Origin of the sequence: Brevibacterium aurantiacum (genome assembly GCF_003932995.1) — a bacterium.
GTDB lineage: Bacteria > Actinomycetota > Actinomycetes > Actinomycetales > Brevibacteriaceae > Brevibacterium > Brevibacterium aurantiacum.
This window is the reverse complement of record NZ_CP025333.1, coordinates 3,883,656-3,900,207: the sequence shown is the minus strand read 5'-3', so window position 1 is coordinate 3,900,207 and position 16,552 is coordinate 3,883,656. Positions and strand designations below refer to the sequence as shown.

Here is a 16,552-nt window from a genome sequence, read left to right as displayed (position 1 = left end):
CCGGTACGGGGGAGGCCGGTGGTAGTTGAATTGGGAACTACTGAGTAGTTCCTGCTGCGGGCGTGATGTCACACAGCAACTACTGATCTATTGCTGAAGTGGCCGCTCCCAGCAATGTCTTTGCGCATTCAACTTCCTAATCTGAAGAAGTTCGTCAAGCTCTGCCCCTCTGTTTCCCTGCCTGTCCGCAGCTCACACGCTGTCGTGTGCGCGGACGGGATCGTGAGGTGCCACGGGCGAGATCGTTTGGTACCGGAATGAGGAAAGTATGCCGCTGACACGTTTGCGTGTGCGTTCTGTATGGGCTGCGTTGACCGCATTGGTCATGGTTCTTTCCGGTATGGGCATCGTGCTGATGCCGGCTGTGCCCGCGCACGCTGGCATGTCGGCTCCCGCTACGTCGGCACCCGCAACGAAGGCCCCTGCGACGGACGCTCCGGAAACGAAGGCCCCCGCAGCAGCACGTGCAGCCGCGAGTCCTGTCTCGCTGACCTGCGAACCGGGGAATGTGTACTCGGTGTCGAGTTCGGGGCAGATGCGCAGAATCACCCAAGGAACGAGCGGTGTCGAAGCAGGCTCGCCAGCTAGCAATGTCAGCAATTTCAACGGTTTAGGCATCGGTAAGAACGGCTCGACAGCCTTCGCATACGAGCGCAATTTCAGCTGGTGGACCGGCGCAGAAACTGGCGTTACCGTCTACGAATTCTCACCCTCCACCGGGAACTGGTCGTCGACCGGAAGAACGGTGAATACCAGCGGCATCGGATTTGTCGGTGGTGCCGTGGATCTGGCTGCAGGTTCGTACTATTTCGGTGGATACAGCAGCAGCGGCACACGATTCACCCTTTATCGCTATGATTCGTCATCGAGCAGCATCTCGATCAAGGGATGGATCGACACCAGCGCAGGCGCCGGAAGCGCAGCCAACGGTGACATCGCCTTCGATTCCAACGGCAATCTGTTCGTGATTCGTGGGTCGGACACCACCACGACCGTGTTCTCTGTGACGGCAGAGAATTTGGCAGCGGGCAGCGGAGGAAAAATTGCCGCTGCAAAGTCCTCGGGGTTCACTACCAACTCGAACGTCAATGGTGTGGCATTCGATTCGGCGGGCAAGGCGTATCTCGGCACAGGTACAGCAGTCACGAACTATGACATGCCGGACTGGTCGAACAAGTCCTCGTTCGCCAGCAATAACAACTGGGGCAGCACAGACCTTGCCTCGTGCTCCTCGCCAGCGACCCTCACCCTGCAGAAGGATGTCGTAGGTGGACGTGCAAAAGCGGATGACCAGTTCGGGTTGTCGCTCAAGCAGGGCAGCACTGATCTTGGAACGGCCACCACCACCGGCAGCTCCACTGGCCTGCAGGAGGAGATCGTCGGGCCTCAGCCTGTCAAGCGTGGAGCGACGATCAAGTTCTCCGAAACCGGAGCCAACGGAGCTGACCTCGATGACTACGCCAGCGCATATTCGTGCACAGTAGATGAAAAGCCGATCAGCGGCGCCTCCGGAACCGGCACCTCGGGCACTGTGACCATCCCCAACACCGGCAAAGCGGTCGTCTGCACGATCACGAACTCGCCGCTGACTGCCAACGTGTCGATCCACAAAGATGTCGCCGATGAAGACGGCAAGAACGTCAAGCCGGGCAAGGACTGGACCGTCGGAGCGAAGACGACTGCCACAACCGACACCGTCACTTCGACACCCACTGCAGCCACGCAGAAGACCAACGCCAACGGCGACGCCAAATGGGCACTGAAGTTCAACAAGACGACGGGCCGAGCCACCCTGGCAATCTCCGAGACTCAGCAGGACGGCTTCGAATTCTCCTCCGGCTCCTGCGAGATCACGCATCTCGACGGAACTAAGGGCACGAAGAAGCTCGACAACGAGAAGAGCACCAACCTCACGGGCATCAAGCCCGGTGACGATGTGAAGTGCGGCTACCTCAACAAGGTCAGCGACACCTCGCTCACCCTCGTGAAGAAGGTCGACAACAAGGACGCAGCCGGTACGGCCAAGGCCACCGACTGGACGCTCAAGGCCATCGGTGACAAAGCCACAGGCGACAAGACCATCTCCGGCAAGACCGGCACGAACGACATCACCGACGTCAAGGTCAAGGCCGGCGAATACGCACTCTCCGAACTCGACGGACCCGAGGGTTACGAGGCTTCTGCCTGGGACTGCGGACCGAAGAACACGGTCACGGCGGACAAGGTCACCATCAAGGCCGGCGAGACGGTGACGTGCACGATCACGAACACCGCGAAGACCGGAACCGTGACCTGGAATAAGACCGACGAGGGCGGCAACGCACTCAAGGGATCCGTGTGGACGATGACCGGCCCCGACGGAACCGCGGTCGAGGTCGAGGACTGTACGGCCACCTCGGCGGACGGATGCACCGGTCCTGACAAGGACCCAGCCGCGGGCAAGTTCGCGCTCAGCAGCCTCAAGTGGGGCGAGCACACACTCGTCGAGAAGTCCGCCCCGGCGGGATACGTCCTCGACGACACCAAACACACCTTCACGGTCTCCGGATCGACGCTCAAGCAGTCGATCGGATCGTTCACCAACAAGCAGAAGCCGCAGGTCGCGCTGCCGCTCACGGGTGGAACAGGAAGCCAGATTTTCATCATCGCCGGAGTCGCACTGTGCGCAGCCGGTGGTGTGGGAGCACTTCTCAAGGGCCTGCGCCGCAGGAACCGGAAGCACTGAAAGGGAAAACATGAAAAGCAGGAAACTGGGTCTGTGGCGGCGTCTGACCGCTGTGGCAGCAGTATCGGCGCTGAGCGTCCTTGGGATGGCTGGCACGGCGCAGGCCACTGACCATGTGGGCAATATCGATTCGAGCAAGTCCGGGTCGATCGTCATCCACAAATTCGACGGCAACGAGGGAGGCGACGGCGGCAATGGCTCCGTCCTCGCAGACACCTCGGGAATGGGCAAGCCGCTGGCCGGCGCCGGATTCACCGTCAAGCAGGTCACTGCCAAGGGTGGTCAGGCCATCGACCTGACCACGCCCGATAGCTGGGATGCGATCTCCGGTCTGCAGGCCTCGGCGGTCACCGAAAGCGGCTACACGCTCGTCGACAAGGGAACCAAGACCACCGACGCCAACGGGCTCGCGACCTTCGGTGGACTGCCGCTGGGTCTCTACCTCGTCACGGAGTCGAGCGCTCCGGCCAATGCCACCTCGACGACGGCACCCTTCCTCGTCACCCTGCCGCTGTCACAGAACAACGGCAAGTGGCTCTACGACGTCAACGTCTACCCGAAGAACTCGGTCAACGACACGACGCCCACCAAGACGGTGGCGAACCCGGCCGCACCAGTACTCGGTTCGACCGTCGACTGGACGATCACCGCTCCGGTCCCACGCGCAAACCACGGCTACAACTCTTTCGTCATCTCCGACAAGCTGGACAAACGACTGGAGTTCCAGTCCGCGTCGCTGGCCGGATTCACCTCCGGCACCGACTACACCGTCAGCAACTCGGACGGCACCGTGAAGATCAGCTTCACCGCCGCCGGACTGCAGAAGCTCAAGGCCGGCAATGATGTCGTCGCCACGATCACCACGAAGGTGACCAGCCAGGGTGACGGCACCATCGAGAACACCGCACTCGTCAACGTCAACGACTCCGGCGTCGAGACCCCCGCTGTCAGCTCGAACTGGGGATCACTGACGATCCACAAATTCGCCAAGGGCGACAAGACGAACACCCTCGCCGGTGCCGAATTCGCGATCTACTCAGACGCCGCGGCCACCAAGTCCGTCGGCAAACTGACCACGAAGGCCGATGGCACCGCCTCGATCACCCTGTGGGTCGGCAACAATGACGACACCACCCAGAAATACTGGATCAAGGAGACCAAGGCACCTGCCGGCTACGTCCTCGACGACACCGTCAACGAGGTCACAGTGAAGGCCGGAGAGACATCCGCAGCCGTCGGGTTCGACTTCGCGAACACCCAGCAGGGTCACCCGAACCTGCCGCTGACCGGTGCCGATGGCAAGATGCTCGCGATGATCGCCGGCATTGGCCTGATGCTCATCGCCGGTGGTGCAGCCATCGTCGTGGCCAACCGTCGCAAGAACCAGGTGTGACACTCTCACCTGAACGCACGCGGCGCCCGTCAACCGACGGGCGCCGCTGGCGCGTCCCCGCATTCGCCCTGGTCATCGCCCTCATTGCGTTCACCGGCCTGGGCATCTGGACGTACCCGAGCGCCGCAGCCTGGTTCTCGCAGCTGGATCAGTCGAAGATCCTCGGCGACTCAGCGAAGACCACCGAATCCGACCGTGTCGAAGACGCCCGGCAGCTGAAAGACGCACACCTGTACAACGACGCCCTGCAGTCCGGTGCCCTGCTCGAGTCGAACCACCGCCTGCCCTCAGGCAGCGGCACCTCGTCCAACGGTGCTCCCGTCTACGACGAGGTCCTTAACGACGGCAGCACCGAAGTGATGACCCGGCTGCGGATCCCCTCGATCAAGCTGGATCTGCCCACGTACCACGGCACGAGCGATGAGACCCTGCTCAAGGGGTTGGGGCACCTCGAAGGCACGAGCCTGCCCGTCGGCGGAGATGACACCCACTCCGTGATCACCGGCCACCGCGGGCTGGCCGACGCAACCATGTTCACCCACCTCGACAAGGTGACCAAGGGCGACATGTTCACTCTGACCACGTTCGGGGAGGTCCTCGCCTACCAGGTGGTGCGCACTCAGGTCGTCGAACCCGATGAGACCGAATCACTGCAGCCGGTCATCGGGAAGGACCTCGTCACTCTGGTCACCTGCACCCCTCTGGGGATCAACTCACAGCGCATCCTCATCACCGCCGAACGCGTGCTCCCGACTCCGGCCGCCGACCGCGAAGCAGGCACCGCCGAACCCGACCTTCCGGGCTTTCCGTGGTGGATCGTCATCATGGGGGCCGGGCTAGTCGTTGCGAGTATCTATGTGCGGTGGTCGGGGCGACCGGTGAAAGTCAGACCCGTGAAAGTCACCTCGGCGAGCGGTCCACGGCATTGATCCGTCCGGCATCGCGAAGCTTGAGCATCTCCATGGGGATGTCACGGCGGCGATCGGCACCTAATTTCGCTCGCGCCTGCAGCACGTGCGATTCGACCGTTCGCACCGACAGCACGAGCCGCTGGCTGATCTGCACATTGGTCAGCCCCTCGGCCACCAGGCGGCAGACCTCGAGCTCGCGTTCCGTCAGTGTCACGGCGGGTGAGGAATCGGTCGACATCACCGATGCATCGCTCGTGGGGCGGGGGTCCTCGGGTGCTGTCGAAGCTCTGATGCGCAGCGCGTCCAGCGCTTCACCGGCGACTCGGGCACGGGCACTCATCCGCTCACCAAGGAACATAGCGCGAGCCTGCCCGAAGGCGTGACGAGCTGCTCCCCGGTACCCGACCTGCTGCAGTTCATGACCGGCCGCAAGGACCGCCTCGGCATCGTCACCGGCGACCGCATCAATATGTCTGCGAGCTGCGCGAGGTCCCGGCAGATTGATGTCGGGGTCTCCGCTCAGGGACGCGCTCGCCTCCGCGGCGGTGATGGTGCCGTCGAGGAAGCGTGCGTGGGTGAAGACGGTCCGCATCCATGTGGGCATCTCCGCCGGAGTCGTGGCTCCGGGACCGAAGAGCAGGGCTGTCAGGCCGTCATGGAGTCGGTATCCCTGTGCTGCTGTCTCCTCGCCCGAAATGGACAGACGGTAATAGGGAGCGTTGCTGCGCTGCCAGCGGTCGACGGTGTCGCGCAGGCCCCAGCCGACGGCCAGCAGCGCAGGGTTGATCGATGCTGCACATGCCTCGTAATCGCGTGCTGCGGTGTCGACTTCGCCTTCGAGCAGGCGCAGAATCCCGGTGCACCACGCGGCCGTGGCCGTCAGCTGCCATCCGCTGTGCGCCGATGCCCCGCACGCAGTTTCGAGCAGCTGCCGCACGGCGAGCTCGGAACGCTCGGGCTCGATACCGGCGAGGAGACAGTTGGCGGTGACTCCGATGGCGAAGTACCAGGCCATCGTGTGGGTGAAGTCGTCAAGGATCCGCGACTGGACGGTGACGAGTTCGGTGATGTATTCGAATCCCTCCACCGCGGCGGAGGCGAGGCCATCAGCGTCGTCATTCTTGAGGTGATGCTGGCACACGGCCGCCATAGCAGCCAGCCGGAGCGCCGGTGATGCCTGCGGAGAATCGAGGACCGCTCGGACCTCGTCGACGTCGGTCATCACACTGCCGGTGAAAGACGAGACGAGGTTCGCGGCTCCAGGCACCAGCGGGTCAATTACGTCCCGGAGGAAATCCGTCCACCACTGCGGGAGTTCATTGTTCGAAGCCAGTGCTGCGCTTGCGACGAAGAGCAGCTCGACGCAGACCGGGTCGCGTTCACGTCCCATGGGTCCGTGGTCGATTCCAGTCTGGATGAGTTCCACTGCGCCCTCGCGGTCGCCGTTGACCAGCCGCGCGGTGATCGACTGCAGTTCCCATTCGAGGAACAGTTTGGGATCGTCCTTGACCTCGTCCTCGACGGTCAGGAGCATCACCGTGGCTTCCATCGGGTCGCCGAGGCGGTTGAGCGATCGGGCCGCTGCGAGCAGCAGGCGCACTCGAGACGGGTTGAGCTCACGACCGTCGTTGATGAGTTCGCGGGCCAGGCTGATTGAGGCGACCTCACCGACGGGATAGCCCGCCCGCCACATCGTCTCCAGTCTGCTGCGGAACCTCTTGTCCTCCTCTTCGCTGGCTTCGCCGACTTGCGCGTTGTCGATCGCCGCAACGTGCAGCGGCGAGACCGCGACCGAGTGCTGGCCGGTGACCTCGAACTCTCGCGCCAGCCTCAGATCGATGAGGCGAGCGATGACCGTGTTGCCGAAGAGCTGTTTGGCGGTACTCAGGGGCAGGGGGCTGATCGAACCGAGTCGGCGCGCGGCGACGAGAGTTTCCGTCTGCAGGTGCGGATACTGGGGCGACAGTCGCGACAGCGAGCGGAGACCGAAGGTGGGGAAGTCGACGCTGGCGTGGGGATAACGCTGGGGGGCTCTGTGCGGCGAGTCCTCGGCCCACGCAACGAGATCGGCCGCAACCAGTGGGCGCCCTGCGGACAGTGCTGCCAGGGTTCGCAGCTGCAGGTCATCCAACGGCAGGGTGCCCGCCAGTCCGGTCACCAGTGCAAGCGCTTCGCTGCCGGTCAGTCGCGCCAGGTCGATTCGCTCGAGTTCGCCGTTGCTCCAGCCGGTCGCGATCTGACTGAGCGGTCCGCTGCCGTTGCCGCCTCGGTGAACAGTGCGCAGTCGATCGCCGTCGACGAGGTAGGCGATGGGCACTCGAGAGACGTGAAGGGCATGGTCGATGATCGATTCGACCTCGGGTGGAAGCAGGTGAGCGCCGCAGACGATGCGGGCACCGCCGTCCAGCCGTGCCGGATCGACGAATTCCTCGACCTCAGCAGCACTCGTGTGGGTGGTCACTCGCAGCATGGAGAGCTGAGGCTGTCCGAGTGAGGCCGCCAAAGACCGAGCGAAGTCGAGGGCGCTGTCGCCGGTGAGACAGACTACGACGACGGAGCGACCGGTACGGAGAAAGTCGAGGATCTGTGCCGATTTTCGACTGCGGGTCGGCGCTTTGTGCACAAGTCGGTCGTGGACGGGGTCGAACGGCGTGCTGGTGTCCGTGCCGCGCATGCAGGTGCGTCCTTTCCTTCCAGCGGGGAACTGGTGCCGAAGAAGTGCTGAATCGGCTGTGCTGGGGGTCAATCGTGGGGAGATATGGGGGAGAGTCTGTTGAGGAATGGTGGGAAAATTCCGCAATACGAAATTATGCTACACCCGTTGTATATGAATCAGCGTTCACCTCCCGACGATCCCGTTCTCGTAGGCGAAGATGACGACGTGAATACGGTCGCGGATGTCGAGCTTGGTCAGCAGGTTGGAGACATGCGTCTTGACGGTGGCCTCGCCGACGAAGAGCGTGCCTGCGATCTCCGAGTTGCTCAGCCCCTTGGCTACGAGGTGGAGGACCTCGAGTTCTCGGTCGGTGAGGAGTTCCAATTCGGGAGCCGCCGAGGTGGTGGCTTCGGGGGAGCGCAGGGAGCGTTCGATGACGCGTCGGGTCACCTCGGGGGAGAGGAGCCCATCGCCGGCCGCCAGTGCGGTGACTGCGTCGATGAGCTGTTCCGCCTCGGCGGTCTTGAGCAGGAACCCGCTGGCACCGGCGGCCAATGCCTGGAACAGGAAATCGTCCCGGTCGAAGGTGGTGAGCATGAGGACTGCTCCGGCCGCGCCGCGGCGTACGATCTCCGCGGTGGATTCGAGCCCGTCCATGACCGGCATCTGGACGTCCATGCAGATCACGTCCGGTGCGAGGTCGAGTGCGCGGTCGATCGCGACCTGACCGTTCTCAGCCTCGCCGACGACGATGATACCGTCCTCGCTTTCGAGGATCGTGCGGAAACCGGTGCGGACCATCGCCTGGTCATCGACGAGGAGGACTCTGATCACTGTTCGGCCTTTGCTGTGGAGTCGGTGATGGAGGAAGCAGCTGGGTGCTCGGCGACGTCGGCATCGGGGTCGGCGAGGCTCCGAGGGTAGGGGATCTGTGCCCGTACAAGCCAGCCGCCACGGGACTTCGGACCGGCTTCGAGGGAGCCGCCCATGGCGCTCATCCGTTCGCGCATGCCGATGATGCCGAGGCCCAGGCCCGGTTGCTTCGCCGGAGGTTCGGAGTCGGGGTGCGATTCCTCGTGGAGCCCGCCGGGAGACCGGGTGTCGCTGATCTCGACTTCGAGATTGCTGGTGCCGTACCGCAGGCGGACATCCACCTCCGCGTGCGATCCCGCATAACGACGACAGTTGGTCAGGGACTCCTGGATCACCCGGTAGATCGACATCTCCGTGATCGGCGTCAGCGGTCTCGGCTCACCGATCGTGACAACGTCGACCTGCTGTCCCGATCGACGTGAGGCGTCGACGAGTTCGGGAATGTCGCCGAGGCCGGGGTTGCCCTTCGTGTTGTGCTCACCGGTGCTCGCGTCGTCCGTGTCCCGGAGGGTGTAGACGAGCGCACGCAGTTCATCGACGGTTTCTCGGGTGGAGGATTCGATGGTTTTGAGGGATTCTCGTGCCTTGTCGGGGTTCTTCTCGAGACTGCGCCGGGCGGCTGCGGCGTGGATGCCGACGCCGGTGATGTGGTGGGCGATGCCATCGTGGAGCTCGCGAGCGATGCGCACTCGCTCGAGGTCAAGAGCCTGACGCGTCAGCTGCTGTTCCTGACAGCGGACCTCGGCGTTGGCGGAGAGCAGCTCGTCGAGGAGCAGACGCTGGTTCCAGGCTCGGTTGCCGAAGAGCCATGCACCGCCGAAGTAGGCGATATTCGTCAGCAGACTGACACCGAAACTCGCGGTGACCTGCAGAACTGTCATGCCCGAAAGACCATTGGATTGGAATAACACGGACGCGACAAGGTAGATGAAGATGGCTGTGCACAGCAGTGTTCGAGAGACGAGAGCCGCCCGACGATTGCTCTGCCACGCGCCGATTGAGTACACGCCCATGAAGAGGATAATCTGCGTGACGCCGGGTTCCATGGCGCCGCCGAACTGTGCGGTGACGAAAATCGCGGTTTGGATCCAGGCGACTTGGCTGGGGTACCGCCGCCTCCAGATGAGGGGAACTGTGACCGCCACTGAAGCTAGGCACAGAACCCACAACGGCGCCTGGAACGGCCAGTAGCCTGTCGTCACATAGAGGACGGCGAAGATCACAGAGGCAACGGCCAGCCCAAACACCAGATACACGTCGCCGCGTGTAGGACTCAGCGATGTCGGGTTCTCTGCCATCCCTCCAGCTTAGACAGCCGAGCCGCGTTGGGGCATCCGTCGCTGTGGGGATCTGGTGCGTGCAGTCTCCGGCGCAGGGTGGAGCCTCGGCCGATCACGTTCGCTCGGCGATGCCTCCAGACATCTCTGCAAGGGTCATTGACTACAGGCTGATCGCCACGATCGGATCTGTCGTCGGCTGGTCCGAGCCGCCTTCCGGCTCCACAGTGACGCCGAACAGACTTCCTTTGGCGAATGGCTCATCGGCGATGGTCACCGGTGCTTTCGTCATCAGCCCCACACTCTCGGGACCCTCGTTGCCGATCACCCACATCTGCAGGGATTTTCCTGATGGAGAGACTTCGACGTCGCGAGGACTGAGGCGAATGAGCTGTTCCTTCTCGGACGAGACCACAGTGACCGATCCGCCCTCGGGCAGCTCTGCAGTGCTGGTCTTCAAATCGCCAGCTTCCATGAGACGAGCTGAGTCGTCGAGCTGTTGCTGAGCAGCTGCCAGGTCATCTTCCAGCTCGTTCTGCTTCTGCCAGGAATTCACTCCGACGCCGGCGGCGACGATGACAGCGGCAGCGGCTGCAGCCATCGGCACCCATGCGCTGCGTTTCCGACGGTGCTCGGCCAGGTCGGCAGGCGGCGGCACGTCCGAGGACGACTGATTGTCTGCCTGCGATGCGGGTTGAGCCGGGGCGTTGAGCTGAGTCGGTGCTGAGGGCTGAGTCTGCTGCTGTTCAGAACCAGCCTGTTCCAGGCTCTGTGGTTGCGCGGCCTCATCCTCTTGAGCATGTGTGCTCGGGATGGCGAGAATTGCGTTCCGGGTGGCTGCACTGATGGGTTCAGAGACATCTGTGCCTGAGGATTCAGACGCTTCTGCATCGGATTCGGCCATGAGCGCCATGGTGTCGTCATACTCGGCGACCTCGGACCGGAAATCAGCATCGGATTCTGCGAGAGCCTGCGCTTCGGCAAGCTCAGCTTCGCTGAGTCCACCCAGGGCCAGGCCGGCAGCAAGATAATCTCGATCGGCACTCATCGGCTTGCCTCCAACTCTTCTCGCAGCTTCTTCATTCCGTCTCTGATTCGTGACTTGATGGTGCCGAGGGGCACCTTGAGATTCTCCGAAATCTCAGCGTGGGTCAGGCCTTGGTAGAAGGCCATGACGATGGGTTGTGCCTGGTCCGGCGGAAGTATCTTCAGCGCGGTGGCGATTCTGTCCGATTCGGATCTGTCGATGACCGTCTGTTCGACCTGCTCTCCCTCTTCCGCCGACGATCTCAGGCCGTCGGCGTAGTCGCGATCCTGTTGGGCCTGAACACTGCGGACGCAGTCGATGGCTCTCCTCCGGCACAGCGTGATTAGCCATGCCCTGCCCGTCCCGCGTTGTGGGTCGAACCCGGAGCACCGGGTCCACACTTCGGTGAAGCATTCCTGGAGCACCTCTTCGGCGAGCGACTGACTTCTCACAATCCGCAGGATCACGGCCATGAGGATTCGGGATTGTGCCACGAAGAGTTCCTCGAAAGCGGACCTGTCACCGGCGGCGATCCGCAGCAGCTGGTCGCTGCTCGAGTCTGCTGCTGTGGTGACGGTGCCGTCTGACGCTCGGGAATCATATCCCGGGGGTCCATGGCCTGGAGCCGAAGGATCATCTGAACTCATTGCCCAATCATGTCATTCGATCGGCTACTGTTCTTCGATTGTCCACACATCGTATGAAATCGGCTACTGTTCTTCGATTGTCCACACATCGTATGAAAAAGGTGGTGGCCAAGGGCCGATCCGAGATGTCGAAATCGGTCCTTGGCCACCACCTCGTGAAGCTCTGGTGTCACTTAGATGGCATCATCACACTGTCGACCATGTACACGGTGGCATTTGAGGTGGCCACGCCACCGCAGACCAGACCGGCATCGTCGAACTTGAGGTCGTCTCCTTCACCGGAGATTGTCACCTTCGAACCTTCGACGGTCTCGTGCTCACCGGCGATCTCGTCGGGCGACAGCTTTCCTGGGATGACGTGATAGGTGAGGACCTTGGTCAGCATGTCCGAATCCTTGGCCAGCGCGTCCAAGTCGTCCTTGGGCACGTCGCCGAAGGCATCATCGGTGGGTGCGATGACGGTGAACTCGTCTCCGTTGAGAGTGTCGACGAGGTCGACGTCGGGATTGAGCTTGCCCGAAACGGCCTTGGTCAGGGTCTTGAGCATCGGGTTGTTCGATGCCGCTGTGGCGACAGGATCCTGTGCCATTCCTTCGACCGATCCGCCGCCCTTGGGATTGGCCTCGGCGTAGGCGGCACAGTCCGGTCCGACGAGATCCCCGCCGGCCATGGCGTCGTCGCCCGACTCTTCTGATGCGGCAGGGCTTTCTGCGGTATCACTGGACTTGGTCTCGGTGTCACCGGATTCGGAGTCGGAGCCCATGTCCGAGCAGCCGCTCAGAGCCATAAGCCCGATCGCCCCGGCGGCCAGGATGGTGGTGGTGCGAGTGCGAAGCAGCGTTTTCATCGTTATTCTCCTAATTGAGGTGGTGCATCAACGGTGGTGCGTATCAGCGCACAGCTTTGAAGTTGCCTTCATTGCTCGCTGTGTACCTGGTATTCGCAGCCCGTCTGGTTCTGGATGGGTGAAATTCAAGAATTCTTTGGACTTCTTTTTCACGGAGCCCCTGCAATGTCCTCAGACCTGCGCAGATCGGCCCCAGTCTCCGCCTGAGTGGGGAGTCTGGGTCCGTGACGGTGTGGTCCGGTGCGTGGCTGAGGATCGCTCTACTCAACACTGAACTGGATGTGGTGGTGACCGGTCGCGGAGTTGGGAATGGACTTCCTGCGCTCCGGGGTCTGGACGTTTCCGTCCTGATCGATCGCACGGACTGTGACTGTGTGCAACCCTGCTTCGACGTCGCTGAACCCCGTCTTCCACTGACGCCAGGTATCGATGTTGACCTCATCGCCGAGTTCTGCCGATGTCCATTCCCCATCGTCGAGTTTCACATCGACTCGCTTGATGCCGCTGCGCTGGGCCCATGCCGTGCCAGCGACGGCCACATCACCGGCAGGCACCTTGGCCAACGGCTTCGGCACTTCGACCCTGGACGCGACGAGGATGGGCGCCTTGGCATCCCACCCTCGATCAGTCCAATAGGCGGTCTTCTCATCGAATCGAGTGACTTCGAGTTCGGTGACCCACTTGGTGGCTGAGACGAAACCGTAGAGTCCGGGAACGACGAGGCGGGCGGGGAAGCCGTGTTCGGGAGGAAGCGGACTGCCGTTCATTCCGACAGCCAGCAGGGAGTCCCGGCCATCGGTGAGGGCTTCGACCGGTGTCGAGGCCGAAAACCCGTCGATCGAATGGGAAAGCACCATGTCTGCATCCTTGTTCGGATTCGCCCGGCGCAGCAGCTCACGCACCGGGTAACCCAACCAGGTGGCGTTGCCGACGAGGTCACCCCCGACGGGATTGGAGACGCAGGTGAGCGTGAGGTGGTGCTCGTCGAGAGGAAGGTCGAGCAGATCATCCATCGTCAAGGTCACCTCCGATTCGACCATCCCGTGGATCCTCAGCGACCATTCCTCGGGATCGATGACCGGAGGAGCCAACGCCGTGTCGATGCGATAGAAATCCTTGGGGTCCGTGACGAAGGGCGCAAGGCCCTTGACATCGGGATGCGCCGAGGTGGGGATCGGGGGAGCCTTCTTGGCAGGTGATGGCAGCACCAGTTTGGCCACCGCGGCTCCCGCATCCAGAGTCAATGCGGCCACAGTCTGTCCGGCCGCCATCGCAGCGGCGCCCACTGTCCCGATGATGCCGGTGATGATGAAGAAACGGCGACGAGACGGCTCTGAAGCCGGAGCTGTCCTATTCTCAGTGCGGCTCATTCCAAAGCTCATAAGGAGACGGAAGACGGCCAGGCCCAGTGCGAGCCCGATGAGCGTCGGGATGATGTCGACGACACTGGACTCGGGGCGGATGAGAATGACGATGATGGGAACCAGCCCGGCCACGCACAGCAGCGCCGTCGCCAGACGGAGCCGGTGAGAGGCCAGCCATCCGATGAGCCCTCCGAGCACCAGCGCGCCGAGACCTGTGGTGACAATGAGGAAGAGCTTGTCATTGGTGCCGAAGAGGTCGATGACAGGTTTGACGAGACCGGTCGGTGCCAGCGGAATGATCGTCTGACCCAATGCCAGCAGGGGGGCCGCCGGTGGACCGAACGCGCGGGCGATCAGGTCGGCGGCACCGAGCAGGACAAGGGTGGCGACGATCCCAGCGAGGGCGGCGCGAAATGGTCTTCTCATGTACAGGTATTCGGAGCGGATGACGGTCCGGATGGGCGATCAGGACGCGAAGATTCGCTCCTGGGGTGCGTCTCGTTCACGAAATTGTCAGTTAACTTGCCGTCACGCTGACGTAGCATGGTGCAATGACTGAGAACCCAGGATACGCCGAGCCGCAGGCGCCAAGCGGAGACTCGGATGAACCAAGAAGCGCAAGTGGCCCCATCTATACGGCCAAGGTCGAGAACCTCGGCGGGACCTCGGGTGAAGTGCGAGTCGAAGACGGTATGACACTGTCGACGGCCCCGACCTCTCATACCGATCAGGGCAGCAATCCGGAGCAGTTCCTTGCCATGGCCTGGAGCACCTGTCTCGGTGAGACACTCAAGGTTGTGTTGGCAGTTAACGACGTTGAAGCACAGTCCCGCGTTCGCGTTGAGGTCGACCTGCACGGTGAGTCCAACGCCGGGTTCCACTTCGTGCCCAGGGCCTATATCTCCATCGATGGTGTCTCTGCCGCAGACGCGGAGAAGTACGCGGGGCGGGCCCATGCCCGGTGCCCGATCTCGAAATTGCTCAAGGGGCAGGGCAGCCCGAGTGTCGAGATCGAGGACTACAAGAACCCGGACAACTTCCAGCTCAGCTGACCTCCCGGCTCACTGCCGCCTCGGCGAGGGGATACTACAGTGGTGACCAGGCGCCGAGACCTGAGATCCGGCGTCGGCAATGCTGACCGCGCACCGACCGGTGTGTGGGGCGCACCGTTGATGAGTCGGAAGGGGAGCAGGGCGTGGACATTCAGGAAGCAGTCTTTCTCGCACTCGACCTCACCGGCACCTTCGTCTTCGCCGTCTCGGGAGTCCTCCTGGCTGCCAGGCGCGGCTTCGACATCACCGGAGGCCTGGTTCTCGGGACGATGACGGGCATCGGCGGAGGCATGATCCGCGACGTCCTCCTCGACCGAGTCCCGAATGCGCTGGGCCAGCCGATCTATCTGGCCCCACCGCTCATCGCCACACTGCTCATCTACCTCATCGGCAAGCACGTCTCGAGAGCCCGAAGTCTGATCGTCACGTTTGACGCGATCGGGCTTGCGATCTTCAGTGTCACCGGGACGACGATCGCCCTCGGGGCGGGAGCGACCTACCCGGCGGCTCTGCTCATGGGTGCGCTCACGGCCTGCGGCGGCGGCCTCATGCGCGATGCAGTGGCCAGTGAGAACCCGGCGATCTTCACCGGCACCGATCTCTATCTCCTCCCGGCTCTCTTCGGGGCCGGTGGCGCGCTCCTCGCCGACGCGACGGGAATCCTCAACAACATGGTGTCGCTGATCATCGCCGGCCTCGCATTCGTCTTCCGCATGCTTGCCTGGAAGCTGCAGTGGAGAGTGCCGCAGCCGATGCGGCAATGGTCGTATCGGGAGACCGAGCGGAAGATGAAGAAACTGCCTTCAGTGTTTCGCAAGCCCGACTGATCACGCAGAACCCGGTGAGAACACCTCGGTAATCGCCGGAGATCACCAAAGATATAGACGCTGACCCTCCTGCCTGCAAAGATGAAGTCATGAGCGAGAAGACAACGCAGAGTTGGAGCAGCGATCCGCAGCCATTGCTGCGGGCAGGCAAAGGATTTCGGCTCGACGAAGTCGACCCGCATTCGACCCCCGGATACGAGGGCAACAAGAAATCCGGACGCAAGGACCTCAAAGCCTGCATTCCCGAACTCGATGATCTCCAGGAGCGACTCTTCGCCGCCCATCATGACGAGGAGTCGGGCCCGGCCGTCCTCCTCATCCTCCAAGCGATGGACACCGCTGGCAAGGGCGGAATCGTGCGCCACGTCGTCGGCTCCGTCGACCCCCAGGGAGTTGAACTCGCCGCGTTCAAGGCCCCGACGAAGGAGGAGCTCTCCCACGACTTCCTGTGGCGCATCCGACCACGCGTGCCCGGGCCCGGCATGATCGGCGTCTTCGATCGCTCCCACTACGAGGATGTGCTCATCGGCAAGGTCCGTGAGCTTGCCGATGACGAAGAGATCGAGCGCCGCTACACCGCCATCAACGACTTCGAAGCAGGACTCGCCGAGGCGGGTGTGCGCATCATCAAGGTCATGCTCAACATCTCCCCCGATGAGCAGAAGGACCGACTCATGGAGCGCTTGGATCGCCCCGACAAGTACTGGAAGTACAACCCGGGTGACGTCGACGAGCGACTCATGTGGCCCGATTACATGCGGGCCTACCAGACAGTGTTCGAACGCACCTCCACCGAGGTGGCCCCGTGGTACGTCGTCCCCGCCGACCGCAAATGGTACGCCCGGATCGCGGTTCAGCGGCTCCTGCTCAATGTGCTGCGGGACATCGACCCGCAATGGCCGGCGGCCGATTTCGACATCGACGTCGAACGGGAGCGGCTGGCCGAGAGCTGA

14 protein-coding genes are annotated in these 16,552 nt (G+C 62.7%); 6 read left to right on the top strand and 8 right to left on the bottom strand.

Annotated elements, in window-relative coordinates; all coding sequences use genetic code 11:
- Nucleotides 1-192 precede the first annotated feature (192 nt).
- Entirely contained in the window at nt 193-600 is a 408-nt protein-coding gene (locus CXR25_RS18730) for a hypothetical protein (protein ID WP_164513999.1), read from the bottom strand.
- A 145-nt stretch (nt 601-745) separates the two neighbouring features.
- On the opposite strand from CXR25_RS18730, the gene CXR25_RS17945 reads away from it, so the two are divergent.
- The 3 genes from CXR25_RS17945 to CXR25_RS17935 are packed head-to-tail and all read left to right on the top strand — an operon-like array spanning nt 746 to nt 5,047.
- On the top strand, nt 746-2,725 hold the full coding sequence (locus CXR25_RS17945; protein ID WP_164513998.1) for a SpaA isopeptide-forming pilin-related protein: 1,980 nt from the start codon (nt 746-748) through the stop codon (nt 2,723-2,725).
- A 10-nt stretch (nt 2,726-2,735) separates the two neighbouring features.
- A complete protein-coding gene (locus CXR25_RS17940; RefSeq protein ID WP_125240933.1) occupies nt 2,736-4,118 on the top strand; it encodes a SpaH/EbpB family LPXTG-anchored major pilin in 1,383 nt (460 codons plus the stop codon).
- On the top strand, nt 4,115-5,047 hold the full coding sequence (locus CXR25_RS17935; protein WP_125240839.1) for a class C sortase: 933 nt from the start codon (nt 4,115-4,117) through the stop codon (nt 5,045-5,047). The genes CXR25_RS17940 and CXR25_RS17935 overlap by 4 nt, the downstream gene beginning before the upstream one ends.
- Here CXR25_RS17935 and CXR25_RS17930 read toward each other — a convergent pair.
- The 7 genes from CXR25_RS17930 to CXR25_RS17900 all read right to left on the bottom strand — a co-directional run bounded on the left by CXR25_RS17930 (nt 5,019) and on the right by CXR25_RS17900 (nt 14,146).
- Nucleotides 5,019-7,703: a helix-turn-helix transcriptional regulator gene (locus tag CXR25_RS17930; RefSeq protein ID WP_125240838.1), complete on the bottom strand. Its 2,685-nt coding sequence runs from the start codon at nt 7,701-7,703 to the stop codon at nt 5,019-5,021. The two genes, CXR25_RS17935 and CXR25_RS17930, sit on opposite strands and share 29 nt — an antisense overlap.
- Before the next feature lie 165 nt (nt 7,704-7,868).
- Nucleotides 7,869-8,519: a response regulator gene (locus CXR25_RS17925; protein ID WP_125240837.1), complete on the bottom strand. Its 651-nt coding sequence runs from the start codon at nt 8,517-8,519 to the stop codon at nt 7,869-7,871.
- Entirely contained in the window at nt 8,516-9,856 is a 1,341-nt protein-coding gene (locus CXR25_RS17920; protein WP_125240836.1) for a histidine kinase, read from the bottom strand. Before CXR25_RS17920 ends, CXR25_RS17925 begins: the two co-directional genes overlap by 4 nt.
- 142 nt (nt 9,857-9,998) lie before the next feature.
- Nucleotides 9,999-10,883, bottom strand: a complete 885-nt coding sequence (locus CXR25_RS17915) for an anti-sigma factor (protein ID WP_125240835.1) — start codon at nt 10,881-10,883, stop codon at nt 9,999-10,001.
- Nucleotides 10,880-11,509 carry a sigma-70 family RNA polymerase sigma factor gene (locus CXR25_RS17910; RefSeq protein WP_069601116.1) on the bottom strand — a complete coding sequence of 210 codons (630 nt, stop codon included), beginning with the start codon at nt 11,507-11,509 and terminating at the stop codon, nt 10,880-10,882. Before CXR25_RS17910 ends, CXR25_RS17915 begins: the two co-directional genes overlap by 4 nt.
- Before the next feature lie 169 nt (nt 11,510-11,678).
- The gene (locus CXR25_RS17905) at nt 11,679-12,356 is read right to left on the bottom strand and encodes a fasciclin domain-containing protein (protein WP_069601115.1); all 678 of its coding nucleotides are present in this window, start codon (nt 12,354-12,356) and stop codon (nt 11,679-11,681) included.
- Nucleotides 12,357-12,616: 260 nt separating this feature from the next.
- Nucleotides 12,617-14,146, bottom strand: coding sequence for a molybdopterin-dependent oxidoreductase (locus tag CXR25_RS17900; RefSeq protein ID WP_125240834.1), 1,530 nt, complete (start codon nt 14,144-14,146; stop codon nt 12,617-12,619).
- Between the two features lie 125 nt (nt 14,147-14,271).
- Between CXR25_RS17900 and CXR25_RS17895 the strand changes: the two genes are divergently transcribed.
- The 3 genes from CXR25_RS17895 (at nt 14,272) to CXR25_RS17885 (ending at nt 16,552) form a co-directional block, all read left to right on the top strand.
- The gene (locus CXR25_RS17895) at nt 14,272-14,772 is read left to right on the top strand and encodes an OsmC family protein (protein WP_125240833.1); all 501 of its coding nucleotides are present in this window, start codon (nt 14,272-14,274) and stop codon (nt 14,770-14,772) included.
- A 143-nt stretch (nt 14,773-14,915) separates the two neighbouring features.
- Nucleotides 14,916-15,599 (top strand): trimeric intracellular cation channel family protein, encoded by a 684-nt coding sequence (locus CXR25_RS17890; RefSeq protein WP_125240832.1) that lies wholly within the window; start codon nt 14,916-14,918, stop codon nt 15,597-15,599.
- Between the two features lie 89 nt (nt 15,600-15,688).
- The gene (locus CXR25_RS17885; protein ID WP_009884512.1) at nt 15,689-16,552 is read left to right on the top strand and encodes a PPK2 family polyphosphate kinase; all 864 of its coding nucleotides are present in this window, start codon (nt 15,689-15,691) and stop codon (nt 16,550-16,552) included.